The 14773-nt window shown below is 67.5% G+C and carries 15 protein-coding genes, 1 tRNA gene and 1 other RNA gene; 7 read left to right on the top strand and 10 right to left on the bottom strand.

What is annotated here, in order from left to right:
- The 3 genes from ACIQ2E_RS05675 to ACIQ2E_RS05665 form a co-directional block, all read right to left on the bottom strand.
- Positions 1–236, bottom strand: a 236-nt coding sequence (locus ACIQ2E_RS05675) for an ATP-dependent Clp protease proteolytic subunit (protein WP_398327417.1), incomplete at its 3' end; no start/stop codon positions are given.
- 75 nt (positions 237–311) lie between these two features.
- Positions 312–1013 carry an ATP-dependent Clp protease proteolytic subunit gene (locus ACIQ2E_RS05670; RefSeq protein ID WP_398327414.1) on the bottom strand — a complete coding sequence of 234 codons (702 nt, stop codon included), beginning with the start codon at positions 1011–1013 and terminating at the stop codon, positions 312–314.
- 31 nt (positions 1014–1044) lie between these two features.
- The gene (locus ACIQ2E_RS05665) at positions 1045–2196 is read right to left on the bottom strand and encodes a PIN/TRAM domain-containing protein (RefSeq protein WP_398327411.1); all 1152 of its coding nucleotides are present in this window, start codon (positions 2194–2196) and stop codon (positions 1045–1047) included.
- Here ACIQ2E_RS05665 and hemW point away from each other — a divergent pair.
- A complete protein-coding gene (hemW, locus tag ACIQ2E_RS05660) occupies positions 2195–3514 on the top strand; it encodes a radical SAM family heme chaperone HemW (protein ID WP_398327408.1) in 1320 nt (439 codons plus the stop codon). The genes ACIQ2E_RS05665 and hemW overlap by 2 nt on opposite strands.
- Here hemW and panB read toward each other — a convergent pair.
- Positions 3432–4253: a 3-methyl-2-oxobutanoate hydroxymethyltransferase gene (gene panB / locus ACIQ2E_RS05655; RefSeq protein WP_398327405.1), complete on the bottom strand. Its 822-nt coding sequence runs from the start codon at positions 4251–4253 to the stop codon at positions 3432–3434. The two genes, hemW and panB, sit on opposite strands and share 83 nt — an antisense overlap.
- Positions 4254–4295: 42 nt before the next feature.
- Here panB and ffs point away from each other — a divergent pair.
- Positions 4296–4392, top strand: an RNA gene (gene ffs / locus ACIQ2E_RS05650) — signal recognition particle sRNA small type.
- A 50-nt stretch (positions 4393–4442) separates the two neighbouring features.
- Here ffs and ftsZ read toward each other — a convergent pair.
- The 5 genes from ftsZ to miaB form a co-directional block, all read right to left on the bottom strand.
- The gene (ftsZ, locus tag ACIQ2E_RS05645; protein WP_398327420.1) at positions 4443–5555 is read right to left on the bottom strand and encodes a cell division protein FtsZ; all 1113 of its coding nucleotides are present in this window, start codon (positions 5553–5555) and stop codon (positions 4443–4445) included.
- 126 nt (positions 5556–5681) lie between these two features.
- Complete coding sequence (locus ACIQ2E_RS05640) at positions 5682–6581, bottom strand: cell division protein FtsQ/DivIB (RefSeq protein ID WP_398327403.1); 900 nt, start codon at positions 6579–6581, stop codon at positions 5682–5684.
- A complete protein-coding gene (locus tag ACIQ2E_RS05635; protein WP_398327401.1) occupies positions 6578–6988 on the bottom strand; it encodes a hypothetical protein in 411 nt (136 codons plus the stop codon). The genes ACIQ2E_RS05640 and ACIQ2E_RS05635 overlap by 4 nt, the downstream gene beginning before the upstream one ends.
- Positions 6985–8079: a D-alanine--D-alanine ligase family protein gene (locus tag ACIQ2E_RS05630; RefSeq protein ID WP_398327398.1), complete on the bottom strand. Its 1095-nt coding sequence runs from the start codon at positions 8077–8079 to the stop codon at positions 6985–6987. Before ACIQ2E_RS05630 ends, ACIQ2E_RS05635 begins: the two co-directional genes overlap by 4 nt.
- Positions 8080–8132: 53 nt before the next feature.
- On the bottom strand, positions 8133–9530 hold the full coding sequence (gene miaB, locus ACIQ2E_RS05625) for a tRNA (N6-isopentenyl adenosine(37)-C2)-methylthiotransferase MiaB (RefSeq protein WP_398327395.1): 1398 nt from the start codon (positions 9528–9530) through the stop codon (positions 8133–8135).
- Positions 9531–9751: 221 nt separating this feature from the next.
- On the opposite strand from miaB, the gene ACIQ2E_RS05620 reads away from it, so the two are divergent.
- Together ACIQ2E_RS05620 and ACIQ2E_RS05615 are read left to right on the top strand one after the other, a co-directional pair.
- Positions 9752–10816, top strand: coding sequence for an enolase C-terminal domain-like protein (locus ACIQ2E_RS05620; RefSeq protein ID WP_398327392.1), 1065 nt, complete (start codon positions 9752–9754; stop codon positions 10814–10816).
- Positions 10816–11943, top strand: coding sequence for a DUF1611 domain-containing protein (locus ACIQ2E_RS05615; RefSeq protein ID WP_398327389.1), 1128 nt, complete (start codon positions 10816–10818; stop codon positions 11941–11943). The genes ACIQ2E_RS05620 and ACIQ2E_RS05615 overlap by 1 nt, the downstream gene beginning before the upstream one ends.
- Before the next feature lie 17 nt (positions 11944–11960).
- Here the strand turns inward: ACIQ2E_RS05615 and ACIQ2E_RS05610 are convergent.
- Positions 11961–12033 (bottom strand) — tRNA-His (locus ACIQ2E_RS05610).
- Positions 12034–12123: 90 nt separating this feature from the next.
- Between ACIQ2E_RS05610 and ACIQ2E_RS05605 the strand changes: the two genes are divergently transcribed.
- The 3 genes from ACIQ2E_RS05605 to ACIQ2E_RS05595 form a co-directional block, all read left to right on the top strand.
- Positions 12124–12483, top strand: coding sequence for a DUF4359 domain-containing protein (locus ACIQ2E_RS05605; protein ID WP_398327386.1), 360 nt, complete (start codon positions 12124–12126; stop codon positions 12481–12483).
- Positions 12484–12502: 19 nt separating this feature from the next.
- Positions 12503–13774 carry an amidohydrolase family protein gene (locus ACIQ2E_RS05600; protein WP_398327383.1) on the top strand — a complete coding sequence of 424 codons (1272 nt, stop codon included), beginning with the start codon at positions 12503–12505 and terminating at the stop codon, positions 13772–13774.
- Between the two features lie 7 nt (positions 13775–13781).
- Positions 13782–14773 (top strand): FAD-binding oxidoreductase (locus ACIQ2E_RS05595; protein ID WP_398327380.1); only part of this gene is annotated, 992 nt, incomplete at its 3' end.

Here is a 14773-nt window from a genome sequence, read left to right as displayed (position 1 = left end):
GCCAGGCCGGCGGTCACCGACCCGCCCGGTGAGTTGATGTACAGGTAGATCGGCTTGGAGTTGTCCTCCGAGTCGAGGTACAGCATTTGCGCCACCAGGCTGTTGGCGATGGCGTCGTTCACCTCAGAGCCGAGGAACAGGATCCGCTCCACGCCCAGGCGTGTGTAGATGTCAACCCAGCGCTCGTACTGGCTGCCGGGCAGGCGGTAGGGAACGCTCGGGGTGCCGATGGGCATGGCGGATGCGGTGGTGGGTGGCCGGAAGTGTGGGAATGGGTGAGGGTCTAGGCCGCTGGAGAGGCCCAGCCGGTTTCAACTGATACCGGGATTGCCGGGGCTGACGCCGGGGCCCGCCGGCAGGGGGCTCGGCAGCTTCTGGCTGGTGAGCACGCGATCGATCAGGCCGTACTCCACTGCTTCATCGGCGGTGAGGTAGGTCATGCGATCGGAGTCCTTGGCCAGCTGCGCCACGCTGCGGCCGGTGTTGCTCGAGAGCATTTCGAGCATGGTCTGTTTGTTGTGCAGCACCTCTTTGGCCCGGATCTGGATGTCGCTGGCCTGGCCGCGGGCACCGCTGCGGGGTTGGTGCAGCACGATTGAAGCGTGGGGCAAGGCGGCGCGATGGCCTTTCGTGCCTGCGCTGAGGATCATGGCGGCCGTACCCATGGCCTGACCGATGCAGATCGTGTGCACCGGAGGCTTCACGTAGCGGATGGTGTCGGCGATGGCGAAGGCTTCGGTTTCAAAGCCGATGGCGTCGCCCGAGTACCAGCTGGTGCCGGTGGAGTTGATATAGAAGAAGATCGGCTTCTCCGGGTTGTCGAACTCCAGGTAAAGAAGCTGGGCAATGATCAATTCGGTGACGTCGATGCCCATCTGGCGCTTGGCATCATCGTCGCTGAACAGCGGCAGGCCCAGATACACGATCCGTTCCTTCAGCAGCAGCGAAGGCAGATCCGGCGGAGGGGTGCGCATCACGGCGGAATCGCCGTAGTAAGGAGCTGACACCGACATCCGCGGATCACTGCAGGCCTGAGCCGGGAGCCTAGCGGGGGTTGGCGGTGCCCGGATCGCCTTTGGACGGTGCGGATTTCTTGCCTGCGGAGCGCGCTTTGGCTGGGGAGGGGCCTGCAGCTCCCTCGAGCTTGGCGAACACCATCCGCCCGGTCGGTGTTTGAAGGGCGCCCGTGATCACCACCGGCAGACGCTCGCCGCTGCGGCCGTGGGCCCCATCCACCACCACCATCGTGCCGTCGTCGAGGTAGCCCACCCCCTGATTGGCTTCCTTGCCGTCGCGCACGATCTTGAGGTTGAGCTCGTCGCCGGGTTGCACCTCCGGCCGCAAGGCAATCACCAGCTCGCTCAGGTTCATCACCTTCACGGTCTGCACCTCGGCCACTTTGGTGAGGTTGTAGTCGGCCGTGAGCAGGGTGCCGCCGGTGTCGGCCGCCAGCTTGAGCAGCTTGTCGTCAACACCGTTGCCCTCATAGCGGGTGGTGTTCACCACCAAGCGCCGCCCGTAGCGCTCCCGCAGGCTGCTCAGCAGTTTCAGGCCGCGGCGTCCTTTGCTGCGCTTCTCGGTGTTGCTCGAATCCGCCAGGGCCTGCAGCTCATCGATCACCACCTGGGCCACGATCACCTGGCCTTCCAGCAAGCCGGAATCGAGCAGGCCCCGCACCCGCCCGTCGATGATCACGCTGGTATCGAGAATCTTGGCGCTGGCCGGCATCAGTACGCCATCGGCCACCAGCAGGGCCTCGGTGCTGTTGGGGTTGAACAGCCGCAGCAGGGTGCGGCCATGCACCTCCGCCAGGTTGTAGCCCGATACCCCGAAGAACACATTCGCCGCCACTGCGGCAAGGGGCTTCACCAGCACCAGCTCCCAGGGGAGCGACAGAAAGAGGATCGGCGAAATCAGCAGGTTGGCCACCAGCAGGCCGAGGATCAGGCCCACCGCCCGGCTCACCAGCAGATCGGTGGGCATGGTGCGCACCTGCTCCATCAGGCGCTTGCGCAGCCGCTGGAACACCACGCCCGCCAGCAGGCCCGTCAGGCCGCCTCCGGCCCCGAGGATCCAGCTCAGCTGCTCCAGGTTCTGGATGCGGATCAGCTGCTGTTCGGGCAGCAGGTCGACCCCCAGCCATCCAGCGGCGGCACCTGACACCACGAACAGCACCAGGATGAGGGTGTCCACCATGACCGGTGCTGTGGCTGCCGACGGCTTGAACAAGGCAGCATGCCTGATCCCGGTGGCTTTGGCCCGGGGAGGTAACCGGCGTGCACCGATCGGATGGCCGCCCGGATGGCCGCCGCGCAGCGCCTATCTGCACATTCCGTTCTGCCACCGGCGCTGCTTTTACTGCGATTTCCCGGTGGTGCCGCTCGGGGATCGAGCTTCCGCCGAGGCCGGTGCGCCTGGGAGCGCCTCCATCAGCGCTTACTTGCAGCTGCTGCAGCGCGAGATCGCAGTGGCCCCCACTGGGCCAGCGCTCTCCACGGTGTATGTGGGCGGCGGCACGCCGTCTTTGTTGAGCGTGGAGCAGCTGCAGGCCTTGCTGGAGGCGCTGCGCTGCCGGTATGGCCTGGCTCCCGGTGCGGAGCTCAGCCTGGAGCTCGACCCGGCCAGCTTTGATCAGCAGCGCCTCGCCGGCTATCTGGCGGCTGGAATCACGCGCGTGAGCCTGGGGGGGCAGAGCTTCAGCGATGCGGTGCTCGAACGCCTGGGCCGGCGCCATCGCTGCGCTGATCTGCTCGAAGCTGCCAGCTGGCTGCAGCAGGCCCAGCGCGGCGGCCGGCTGCAGAGTTGGAGTCTGGATCTGATTCAGGGCCTGCCGGGCCAGACCCTCCCTGGCTGGTGTGAGCAGCTCGAGCAGGCGATCGCCCTGCAGCCGCCCCATCTTTCCGTGTACGACCTGATCGTGGAGCCAGGCACGGTGTTTGAGCGCCTGGAGCAGCGCGGTGCCCTCGAGCTGCCCGAGAGCGATCTGGCCGCCGATCTGATGGAGCTCACCGCCCGCCGGTTGGCAGCAGCCGGCTACGGCCACTACGAGATCTCCAACTACGCCCTGCCGGGCCATGCCTCCCGTCACAACCGCGTGTATTGGAGTGGTGCGGGCTGGTGGGGGTTCGGCATGGGAGCCACCGCGGCGCCGTGGGGCGTGCGCGAGGCCCGTCCGCGCACGCGCGAGGGCTACGCCACCTGGCTTGAGCAGGCAGAACGCGCGAAGCCGCTTGGCGATGAGGGCTTACCCGCGGTGCCGGAGGCAGGAATGCCGCTCGATGAGCGCTGGATGGTGGGGTTCCGGCGGCGGGAGGGGGTGCGGATCGATGTGCCGGAAGCATTAAGGCGCCGCTGGCAGCCGTTTGTTCAGCGCGGCTTGCTGATCGAGGAGGGGCCGCGCTGGCGCCTGTGTGATCCCGAGGGGCTCGCCCTCAGCAATGCGGTGCTGCGGGAGCTGCTGGCGTGGTGGGAGGAGGAGGGCTCTGCGGCTGCAAGCCCGCCACCCAGCCCCTGAGGGCTTCGATGCAGAGCTGGCGGCCGGCCAGCAGCGGCGGTGAAAAAGGCGGCTGCCGCTCGGTGAGGCCCAGCAGATCGGCGGTGACGCGCACTTGCCCATCGCATTGGTCGCCGGCGCCGATGCCGATCACCGGAAGCGTGAGGTCTTGGCTGAGGCTCGCGGCCAGCTCGGCGGGCACGTGCTCGAGCACGAGGGCAAAGCAGCCGGCTGCCTGCAGATCGCGGGCGTTGCGGCGCAGGCGCTCCTGGCTGAGGGGATCGTTGGCCTGCCGCCGATAGCCCAGTTGATGCACCGACTGCGGCGTCAGCCCCAGATGCCCCATCACCGGGATGCCGCTGCGCACCAGGCGATCCACGACGGCGACGGTTTCGGGTTCTGCCCCCTCGAGCTTCACCGCTGCCGCCGGGCTGTCTTTCAGCACCCGACCAGCGGCCGCCACCGCGGCGTCAACGCCGCACTGGTAGCTGAGAAAGGGCAGATCGGTCACGATCAGCGGCTGCTGGGCCAGAGGCCGCTGTAGCCCACGCCCCACCGCGCGGGTGTGGAGGATCATCTCCTCGAGCGTGACCGGCAGGGTGGTGGCGTGGCCAAGCACCACCATCGCCAGGGAGTCGCCCACCAGGATCAAATCGGCCCCGGCCTGCTCCACCAGGGCGGCCGAGAGCGCATCCCAGGCGGTCAGCGCGGCGATGGGCCTCCCTTCCTGCTTGCAGGTGAGCAGATCAGCTGGACGCACCCCGGATTCCTCCCGGCCGAGGCCCATTGCTAGCATCTGCTCGACTCGGACCCATGCGGCCCGGACGCCCAAATCTGGTCAGGACCGGAAGGGAGCAGCCACACGGGATGCTCCGAGCAGGCGTGGACTCCGGGTCACCCCACTTCCTCCCAGCCTTCGCGCTGGCGGCTCAGTTCTCGCTTTGGCGATTCAGTTCTCGCGTTGGCGATTCAGCAGGAAGGAGGGAATCGCAGCACCGCCTTGATCGGCTTCGGTGTTCGCGTTGCTGGTGCTGGCGAAGCTGGCAATCGAGCGCTCGGGCCTGTAGCTGCCGCCGCCTTCAAAGCCGGTGGCGATCACGGTCACGTGGATTTCGCCCTCCAGGCGCTCATCCACCACAGCCCCAACGATGATGTTGGCTTCAGGATCCACAACGTCGTAGATCACTTCCGACGCAGTTGTCATGTCCTCGAGGGTCATGTCCTTGCCGCCGGAGATGTTGATCACGCAGCCCTTGGCGCCATCGATGCGGGCGGCCTCGAGCAGGGGGCTGCTGATGGCGGCCTGAGCGGCTTCGGTGGCACGGGAGCGGCCGGAGCCCACACCGAGCCCGAGCAGGGCGGTGCCGGCGTCGGTCATCACGGAGCGCACATCGGCGAAGTCAACGTTCACCAAGCCGGGTTTGGTGATGATGTCGCTGATGCCCTTCACGCCCATGCGCAGCACGTCGTCGGCGGCACGGAAGGCATCCTGCAGCGGGGCACCTGCGATGGCCTCGCGCAGGCGGTCGTTAGGGATGACGATCAACGTGTCCACATGCTCCGAAAGCCGGGCGATGCCTTCCTCGGCCTGACGCATGCGCCGGCGACCTTCAAAGCCGAACGGCTTGGTGACGATGCCCACGGTGAGAGCCCCGCATTCCTTGGCCACTTCAGCCACCACCGGAGCCGCACCGGTGCCGGTGCCGCCGCCCATGCCGGCGGCGATGAACACCAGATCAGTGCCTTGCAGGGTTTGGGCGAGATCGGCTCGGGATTCCTCAGCGGCCTTCTGGCCGATGGCTGGGTTGCCGCCGGCACCAAGGCCGCGGGTCAGTTTCTGGCCCAGCTGCACCCGTTGTTTCGCAGCTGATTGCAACAAAGCTTGGGCATCGGTGTTGAGCACGCGATAGCCCACACCTTGCAAATCCGAAGCGATCATCCGGTTGACGGCATTGCTGCCGCCGCCGCCCACGCCGATCACTTCGATGCGGGCCGATTGACTGGGCACGATCCCGCTCGCTCCGTTGCTGCTGGCACTGAGGCCTTCAGCTGCGATCTCCATAGAAGGTCCCATGCCTGTGGTGCTGCGCAGCATTATGTCGTTGATCTGTTCGATCAGCCCAGGAATCATCACACCTTTGCTGGTAGAAACCGCTGAAGCAATCGGCTGTCACCGTTTGCACGTCGTCTAGTCGGCTGATAAGGGGGGGGCTGCCGGGGGTGGCGCGCCTGATGCAGGCTTTTGTCGATTCGCCTGGGCGGTGGCTTTCTGCAGGGCGGCGATGCTGAGTCGGCCTTTGCCCGGTAGGCCAAGTTCGGGTTGCTCAGGATCGCTCAGATCGATCGATTGGATCTTGAGCGTTTTGATCTGCTTGGGCAGGTGGGTGGAGAGATGGCGCAACACATCCAGCCGGCGGCTCAAGCGTTCATCCGGTAGTCCGAGATGCACATCACCGAGGGCGGCTGTGCGCAACCACAGGCTGCCGTTGGGCTCGAAACGCACCTGCTGCAGGGTGCTGCCCAGCTGATCCTCCTGGGCGATCACCTCCGCCAAAGGAGCGCGTAGGCGCTCCTGCCAGCCCATCACCATCACCTGAGGGGTGCGATTGGCGCCGCTGCCTCGCTTCTGGCGGCTGGTCATCCAGTTGCCGAGGCGATCCACATAACCCCGCTCCATCCCTTTGCTCGAGCGGCGCTGAGCCTGGGCCACCGCCTCGCGTTCCACCAGGCTGATGCGAAGCCGCGGCGGCAACATCAACCGGCTCACCTGCACTTGTTCCACCGGCAGGCCCGCTGCCAGGCGCTGCGCCAGATCCTGGGGTTTGAGGCTCAATAGCGGCTGGGGCAGCCGCAGCTGCGCTTCACGGATCACCTGCTCACGGCTCACCTGCGAGCTGCCCAGCACCTCGATCTGATCGGGATTGCGCAGCACCCAGCCTTCGCGCAGCAGGCCCCAGCCCAAACCCGCCGCCGCTGCGCTGAACAGCGTGATCCGCCACAGCTGGCGCAGCCGTTCCTGGCGGCGTTGCTGGCGCAGTTGCCGCCGCCGCTCAGGGGCGATGACCGGACGCGTTCGGGTTTGGGTCACAGCTCGCAGCGCGAGCGCGCCATCAGCTCTGTGATCCAGCGGCGGGCTCGATCGGCATCGGCGAAAGGCACGTCCTTGTGATCGTTGCCGCTGATCAGGCGCAGTCGGCAGGCTCCCTGAGATTCATCGGTGAGCGGGGCTTCTCCCGATCCCAGCGCCAGCAACTCCACCTTTTCGAGGGTTTTGACCTGGAACTCGCCCTGCTCAACGAGCTTGCCCGATTCGAACACGCTCCAGGCGAGCACCCCGTTGATCAAGCGTGCACCACCGCAATCATCGAGCTTGGAGAGTTCAGCGCCTTCGGCCCACTCCCGGAACAGCCGCTGCCGCCGCCGCTCAAGCCAGCCCAGGGCTGTGATCAGGGGGAACACCACCAGCAGTGGCAGCCAGAGCAACCCGTGACTCATGCCGCTTCAGCCCTCCTGCCGATTGCTGGTTGGCCCGATTCTTGCGCCAGTTGCACCAGTTGGTTCATCAGCTGCTCAAGCGGTAATCCGCTCGCTTCCCAGAGCATCGGGTACATGCTCTGGCTGGTGAAGCCCGGCAGCGTGTTGATCTCGTTGAGCCAAAGGCTGCCGCTGCTGCGATCCAGGAAGAAATCCACCCTGGCCAGCCCCTCCGCGGCCACAGCCCGGCAGGCGGCGATGGCCATGCTGCGGGCGCGCTCGCTTATCTCGTTGCTCACCTCGGCTGGAATCACAGTGTGGCTTTTGCCGTCGCTGTATTTGGTCTCGTAGTCGTACCAATCGGCGTCAAAGCAGATTTCACCCAGAACGGAGGCCTGCATGCTGCGGCCCCCGAGCACGGCGCATTCCAGTTCGCGGGCATCCACGCCCTGCTCCACCACCAGGCGAGGGTCATGGCTGGCGGCCAGCGCCAGACCGGCCAACAATTCGCTGCGGTTGGTGGCTTTGCTGATCCCCACCGAAGAACCGAGATTGGCGGGCTTGATGAAGCAGGGGTAGCCCAGCTGTTGCTCCAGCCGATCGAGCAGGGCCTGGGGTTGTGCTTCCAGCTCCTGGGCATCCACACAGGCATAGGGAACCTGAGGCAGGCCGGCCGCGGCAAACGCAGCCTTCATGGCCTGTTTGTCCATGCCCACCGCCGATCCGAGCACTCCTGATCCCACGAAGGGCACCTGCATCAGGCTGAACAGGCCCTGGATCGTGCCGTCCTCGCCGTTGGGGCCGTGCAGCACCGGCACCCACACCTGCATGTCGAGCGCACCTTCAGGAAAGCCCTGAAAGCCAGGTCGCAGGGGAGCTGCCGGCAGCTCTTCACGGCTGGCGGGCGTGCCCTTGGCCAGCACGGCATTGGCCACCGCCGGCGGCCACCAGTGGCCCCATTGATCGATGTAGAAGCAGCTCAGCCGGTAGCGCTCCGCGTTGGCACCGCGGCGCAGGGCTGCGGCCACCGTGTTGGCCGAGCGGATCGACACCGCATGTTCACCAGAGACACCGCCGAACACCAGGCCGAGTTGCATGGGTTCGCTGGTCATGGGCCGCTGGCTTGAGAGGCCAAACGTATCAGCGATCTCGACGCTGACCAGGGTTACGCCTTGGCGGTTCCACTGAGGGAGAAGGCCCGCACCTCATCGATGCGCACATCCACAAGATCGCCCGCCTGCCATTGGCCGCCAGCGGAGCGGGCGGCGGGGAAGAAGGTGAGCCGATTGGTGCGGGTGCGGCCCATTACCTGTTCAGGATCCTTGGGGTTGATGCCCTCCACGAGCACCTGTTCCGTGCGGCCGGTGTAACGGGCGCTGCGCTCCCGGGCCACCCGCTCCACCAGGGCATTGATCTCGCGCAGCCGCTCCACCTTCACCTCCTCGCTCAGCTGGTTCGGCCAGAGGGCGGCGGGGGTGTTGGGGCGAGGGGAATACGCGGCGGTGTTCACCTGATCGAAGCCGATCTCCTCGATCAGATCGAGAGTGCGGCGGTATTGGGCGTCGGTTTCACCGGGGAAGGCCACGATCACATCAGCGCTGATCGAGGCATCGGGCATGCGTTCGCGGATACGCTCGATGATGCGGCGGTAGCGATCCACCGTGTAGCCGCGCGCCATCGCCTTGAGCACGTCGTCGTCGCCGCTCTGGAAGGGGACGTGGAAGTGTTCGCACACCTTGGGCAGATCGGCGCAGGCATCGATCAGCCGTTCGGTGAAGTAACGCGGGTGGCTGGTGGCGAAGCGGATGCGCTCCAGGCCCTCCACGTTGTGCACGAACTCCAGCAGATCGGTGAGAGTGTGCTGGCGGCGTCCTTCCGGCGTGATGCCAGGTAGATCACGGCCGTAGGCATCGATGTTCTGGCCCAGCAGGGTGATTTCTTTGAAGCCCTGGGCGGCTAGGCCCTCCATCTCGAGCTTGATCGCTTCGGGCAGGCGCGATTGCTCCTTGCCGCGCACCGAGGGCACCACGCAGTAGGTGCAGCGTTCGTTGCAGCCGTAGATCACGTTCACCCAGCCACAGATGCTGCTGTCGCGGCGGGCGGTGGTGATGTCTTCGAGGATGTGGTGCTCTTCGGTGGCCACCACCTGCTGGCCGAGCTCCACCTGAGCCAGCAGCACATCGAGGCGGTTGGCGTGCTGGGGGCCCATCACCAGATCGAGCTCAGGAACGCGGCGCAGCAGCGATTCGCCTTCTTGTTGGGCCACACAACCCGCCACCACCAGGGTGAGGTTGGGGTTGGTGCGTTTGCGTTGCGCCTGACGGCCTAGATAGCTGTAAACCTTCTGCTCGGCGTTATCGCGGATCGTGCAGGTGTTGTAAAGCACCAGATCAGCCTCCAGCTCGGCCTGAGCCTCGCGGTAGCCCATCGATTCGAGGATCCCGGCCATCCGTTCGGAATCCGCCTTGTTCATCTGGCAGCCGAAGGTGGTGATCCAGTAGCTGCCGCGCCCGCTGTGCGCCGTCATCGGAGCGGGGGGTGCGCTGAGTTGTGTCGCCGTCATCGCTCCAGTTTCCGGTATCGCCGGGGCCTGCGCTGGCAGCAGAGGCACAGCTGGCGCGCGACCAGTCCAACTTTCTGTGCGGAATGTACAGAAAGCTGGACGGTGCTTTGAGCGGTGTTGCGGCGATCTGGGCAGCGGGGCGCTCTCAGGAGCGGCGCGCAGTGGGGAAAGGGGGCGCGGCTTGCCGATCTGTGCCAGCTTGCAGGGAGTGCCGTGGGGCCATGCGCCTTCGCCTGCATCGCTTTCGCCTCACCAAGGCCGTGCCGCTGGCGATCAGCCGCGGCAGCACCAGCGCCGTGGAGCATCTGCTGCTGGAGCTCGAGCACGAGGGGCTGATCGGTCGCGCTGAAACCGGTGGGTTTGACACCGGCCATCGCCACTACGCCACGGAGGCCATCGCGGCAGAGCTGGAGGCGCTGGCACCGCAGCTGGATGACTTGACGCCGCAGCCCCTGCAGGCGTTGGAGCCCCTGCTGGCCCGCCTGAGCCCGCCCGCCCGTTGCGGCCTCGATCTGGCCCTGCATGATTGGTGGGGGCAGCGCCTGGGGCAACCGCTGCACCGGCTCTGGGGCCTGGATCCGGGAGCGTGTGTCGCCACCAGCGTCACCCTCGGGCTGGGGGAGCCCTCGGCGGTGTTGGCGCGGCTCGAGCGCTGGCGGCTGCAGCTGCCCTCCACCCGCATCAAGCTCAAGCTGGGATCGCCCGATGGCCTTGATCACGACCGTGCGCTGGTGCAGGCCGTGCGCGCCGCCTTGCGCCCTGGCGATGAGCTGCAGATCGATGCCAACGGTGGCTGGGATCTGGCGGAGGGCCGGCAGATGATCCCCTGGCTGGCGGAGCAGGGGGTGGTGCTGGTGGAGCAACCGCTGGCGCCGCTTCCGGATGCCGAAGCCGATACAGCCGGCTTTGCGGCGTTGAAGGGCCTGGCGCCGATTCCTCTGGTGGCGGATGAGAGCTGCTGGGATCTGAGTGATCTGCTGCGGCTGGCCCCCTATGTGCAGGGCATCAACATCAAGTTGGTGAAGTGCGGCGGCCTCAGCGAGGGGCTGCTGATGGCGCGCACTGCCCGGCGGCTTGGCCTTGGGGTGATGCTCGGCTGCTACTCCGATGGCGGCCTGCTCAATAGCGGCGCTGCCCAGCTGTTGCCGCTGGTGCAGTGGCCAGATCTCGACAGCCATCTCAACCTGATCGATGACCCCTTCGCCGGACCGGATCGGCAGGGCGATGTGCTGCGGCCGGCGGCGCGCCCCGGCCTGGGTGCCCAGCGGCTGCAGGAGGTGGCCTGATGCTCAGCTCTGACGCTCCGCTGGTGCTGCTGCAACACGGCGGCCTCGACAACCTCACCGGCAAGACCGGGCTGGCGATGCTTCGCTACCGCCAGGGGCCGATCGTGGCGGTGATTGATCCCGCCCATGCCGGCAGCGACCTCCGCGCGATCAGCGGGATTGATCGGGATGTGCCGGTGGTGGCGAATTTGGAGTCGGCCCTGGCGTTTGGTCCTGCCGTGGCGGTGGTGGGGTTGGCCCCCTCCGGCGGACGGTTGCCGTTGGAGATGCGCGTCGATGTGGTGGCGGCGCTGCGGGCGGGGCTGAGCCTGGCCAGCGGTTTGCACAGCCGCCTGGCGGCGGATCCGGAGTTTGCGGCCATCCCGCTGGTGCAGGGCCAGTGGATTTGGGATCTGCGGCAGGAGCCGGCGGAGCTGGAGGTGGCGGCGGCCCGCTGTGCGGCGCTGCCCTGCCGGCGGTTGCTGGCGGTGGGCTCCGACATGGCCGTGGGCAAGATGAGCGCTTGCCTGGAGCTGCAGCGGGCCGCGCAGCGCTGCGGGATCAACGCGCGTTTTGTGGGGACCGGCCAGGCCGGCATCCTGATCAGCGGCCAGGGTGTGGCCCTCGATGCGGTGCGGGTGGATTACGCCGCTGGAGCCGTGGAGGCGGCGGTGATGGCCGCGGCGGAGGGCGCCGGGCCCCAGGCCTGGGTGCTGGTGGAGGGGCAGGGATCGCTTGCGCATCCGGGCTCCACCGCCACCTTGCCGTTGCTGCGCGGCAGCCAGCCCACAGATCTGCTGCTGGTGCACCGCGCTGGCCAGAGCCATGTGCGCACGCGGCCAGGTGCGGCCCCTGTGGCGATTCCGCCGCTGCCGGAGTTGATCACGGCCTGTGAGGCGTTGGCGGCCCTGGGCCGGCCCGACGGGCGGCGGCCGCGGGTGCGGGCGATTGCGCTGAACACCGCCTTGCTCGATGCGGCCGAAGCGGAGCGGGAAACACAGAAGATCGCTGCGCTCACTGGTTTGCCGGCGGTTGATCCTGTGCGCCACGGGGCTGATCGCCTGCTGGCGGCTCTGCTTGAAACGCCGGCAGCTTCGATGGAGTGGCCGGGCAGCGCAAAGGAGAAAGCCCCACCACTCAGAGAGTGATGGGGCTTTCGTGCAGGGGCGGACGAGGGGACTTGAACCCCCGAATGCCGGAATCACAATCCGGTGCCTTAACCACTTGGCTACGCCCGCCAGGGCTGCGCGATCCTATCAATGCATGTGCAGCCTCGAATGGAGTGGCTTGGCGGGCTGAGCAGGGCATGGGGGTTGTGCCTCGCGGCCGTGGCGCTCGGGGGAGCCCTGGTGGCCACCAACCCCGACGAACAGGATTTCGAGGTGTTCGCTGGTGAGCAGCTCGTGCGCCTAGTGGACGAGGAGCTCTGCGATCAGGGCGGCTTGCCGATGGTGGCGCGGCTGCTGATTCAGAACTGCTCCGAGCTGGTGCAGGGCCAGGAGCGCGTGCTGGGCAGCCTGGCCCTGCAGGGGAGCACGCGCTCCAATGCTGGTTTATTCAGCCTCTACAGCACCGAACTCGGCGGGCAATCGCTGTTTCCAGGCCTGCGAGTACCCCGCTACCGGATCCTTACCCTCGGGGTAGCGGGGCAGCTGGTGATGCTCCGGGCCAGTGGTGATGAGGGCTGAAGCGCCAGGGCCCAGCAGGTTGGAGCTGCAGCTTCCCCGCCTGCTGCTGGATCCCTGCCAGCGCAATCTGCCCTGCGGCGATGCCGACGGTTTGCTGCCGGTGCAGCTTGAACTGCAGGCCGGCCGGGTGGCCGCGATCCGGCCCCTGGCAGCGCCAACGGGCTTGCCCCTGGCGCTGACGCCTCTGGTGGAGGCCCATGCCCATCTCGATAAGGCCTTCAGCTGGGAGCTGCACCCCAACCGCAGCGGTCAAATGGTTGACGCACTGAGCGTGAATCTGCGGGAGGCTGAGCAGCGCACCCTCGAGCAGGTGCGCCAGCGCGCCGGCCACGCCCTCGATCAGGCCTGGCGCTACGGCCTGCGCGCCATCCGCAGCCACATCGACAGTGGTGGGCCAGGAGCAGCGCCCAGCTGGGAGGCCTTGCTGGAACTCCAGCAGCAGTGGCGCGGGCGTGTGGAGCTGGAGCTGGTGGCCCTGGTGCCGATCAGCCACTGGAGCACCGAGGCAGGTCGAACCCTGGCGGAGCGGGTGGCGCAGGCTGGGGGCTTGTTGGGCGGTGTGCTCGGGCCGCCTTATCCGCGCGCCCGCCGCGATCGGCGGGCCTTGCAGGGGATGTTGCAGCTGGCTGAGCAGCTCGGCTGCGGTATCGATTTGCACGTGGACGAGAGCGGTGAAGCTCCTGGTCAGGGGGTGGCGCTGGTGTTGGAGCAGCTGGAGCGCCACCGCCCTCAACTGCCGATCACCTGCAGCCACGCCAGCAGCATGGGGCTGTTGCCGCTTGCCGCGCAGCAGCGGCTGGCGGAGCGGTTGGCGCGCTTGCAGGTAGGGGTGGTGGCTCTGCCCACCACCAACCTCTGGTTGCTGGGGCGGCGCGGGACTACGGATCTGGCCCAGCGGCCCCTGGCGCCGGTGCGGCAGTTGCAGCGTGCGGGGGTGGTGGTGGCTCTGGGCGGCGACAACGTGCAAGACCCCTGGGATCCCGGCAGCGACTTCGATCCGCTTGAGCTGCTGCGCCTGTCCAGCCGCGTTTGCCATTGCCCTCCCTGGCAGCGCCAGGGGCTGACTCCGTTCACCACGGCACCAGCGCGCATGCTCGGCCTGGAGTGGGACGGGATCGTGCGCCAGGGTTCTCCAGCTGATCTGCTGATCACCAGCGCCACCAGCTGGAGTGGGCTGCTGGCGCGCCCGCCGCAGCGGCGGGTGCTGCGCAACGGCCAATGGTTGCCGGCAGCGCCCACGCAGCAGCCCTCGCCGGCTCTTGCCAGGCTGGAGGCCTCAACCCACCGCTGATTGCTTGATGGCTTCGCTGCTGCCCAGCGCCCTGCCGCAGCCCCTGCCGCACACGGCCACGGCGCAGCAGCTGGAGCAGCTCACCGCTGATCTGTGCGCTGCCGGCTTGATGCCCTTGCGCAGCAGCGGAGAGCTCGAGCAGCTCTCCGCCGATGCCTTTGTGTATTCACCGGTGCTGCAGCCGCTGCTCCAGGGGCTGCGGGCGCAGCTGGGGGTGCGGGCCGAGAACGCCGAACAGGTGCTGGCGGTGGCGGCGGCCTGCGCGCGCCATCGCGTGAGCCTCACCCTGCGCGGTGCCGGCACCGGTAATTACGGCCAGGCCACGCCCCTGGCCGGTGGCCTGGTGTTGGAGCTCAGCGCCATGAACCGCCTTCTGCAGGTCGATCCCACCAGCGGGGTGTTCGCGGCCGAAGCAGGGATTCTGCTGGCTGATCTGGAGGCACAGCTGCAGGCACGGGGCCGGGAGCTGCGGCTGGTGCCCAGCACCGTGCGCAGCGCCAGCCTGGCGGGGTATTTGGCCGGCGGCTCCAGTGGGATCGGCTCGCTGCGCTGGGGATTCCTGCGGGATCCGGGCCATCTGCTCGGGCTTGAGATCGTGACGCTCGAACCCACGCCGCGGCGGCTTCAACTCAGTGCTGCGGAAGCCGAGGCCATCAACCACGCCTATGGCTGCAACGCCATCATCACCAGCGCCACCATGGCCAGCGGGGCTGCCGTGCCCTGGCAGCAGTGGGTGTTGGAGTTTGCCTCCTGGGAGCAGGCCCTGGCGGCGGCGCAGCTGCTTCCCAAAACAGCGCTGTTGCTCAACGCCCTCTGTGCCTTGGAGGGCCCTGTGGCCCAATGGATGCCGTGGCCCAAGGGCTGCCCACCGGCCACCGCATCGGGGCACCGCCTGTTGATCCTGGCGGCGCCGGATGCACGGCTGGCTCTCGATGCGCTGCTGCCGAGCCTGGGGGGGCAGTTGGTGTGGGAGGCGCCCCCGGGGCAGGGTCGGGGCCT

The sequence above is a fragment of the Vulcanococcus sp. genome, assembly GCF_044369115.1.
Taxonomy (GTDB): Bacteria; Cyanobacteriota; Cyanobacteriia; order PCC-6307; family Cyanobiaceae; genus Vulcanococcus.
Note: the sequence above shows the minus strand (reverse complement) of the source record. Positions and strands in the feature narration are given on the sequence as shown.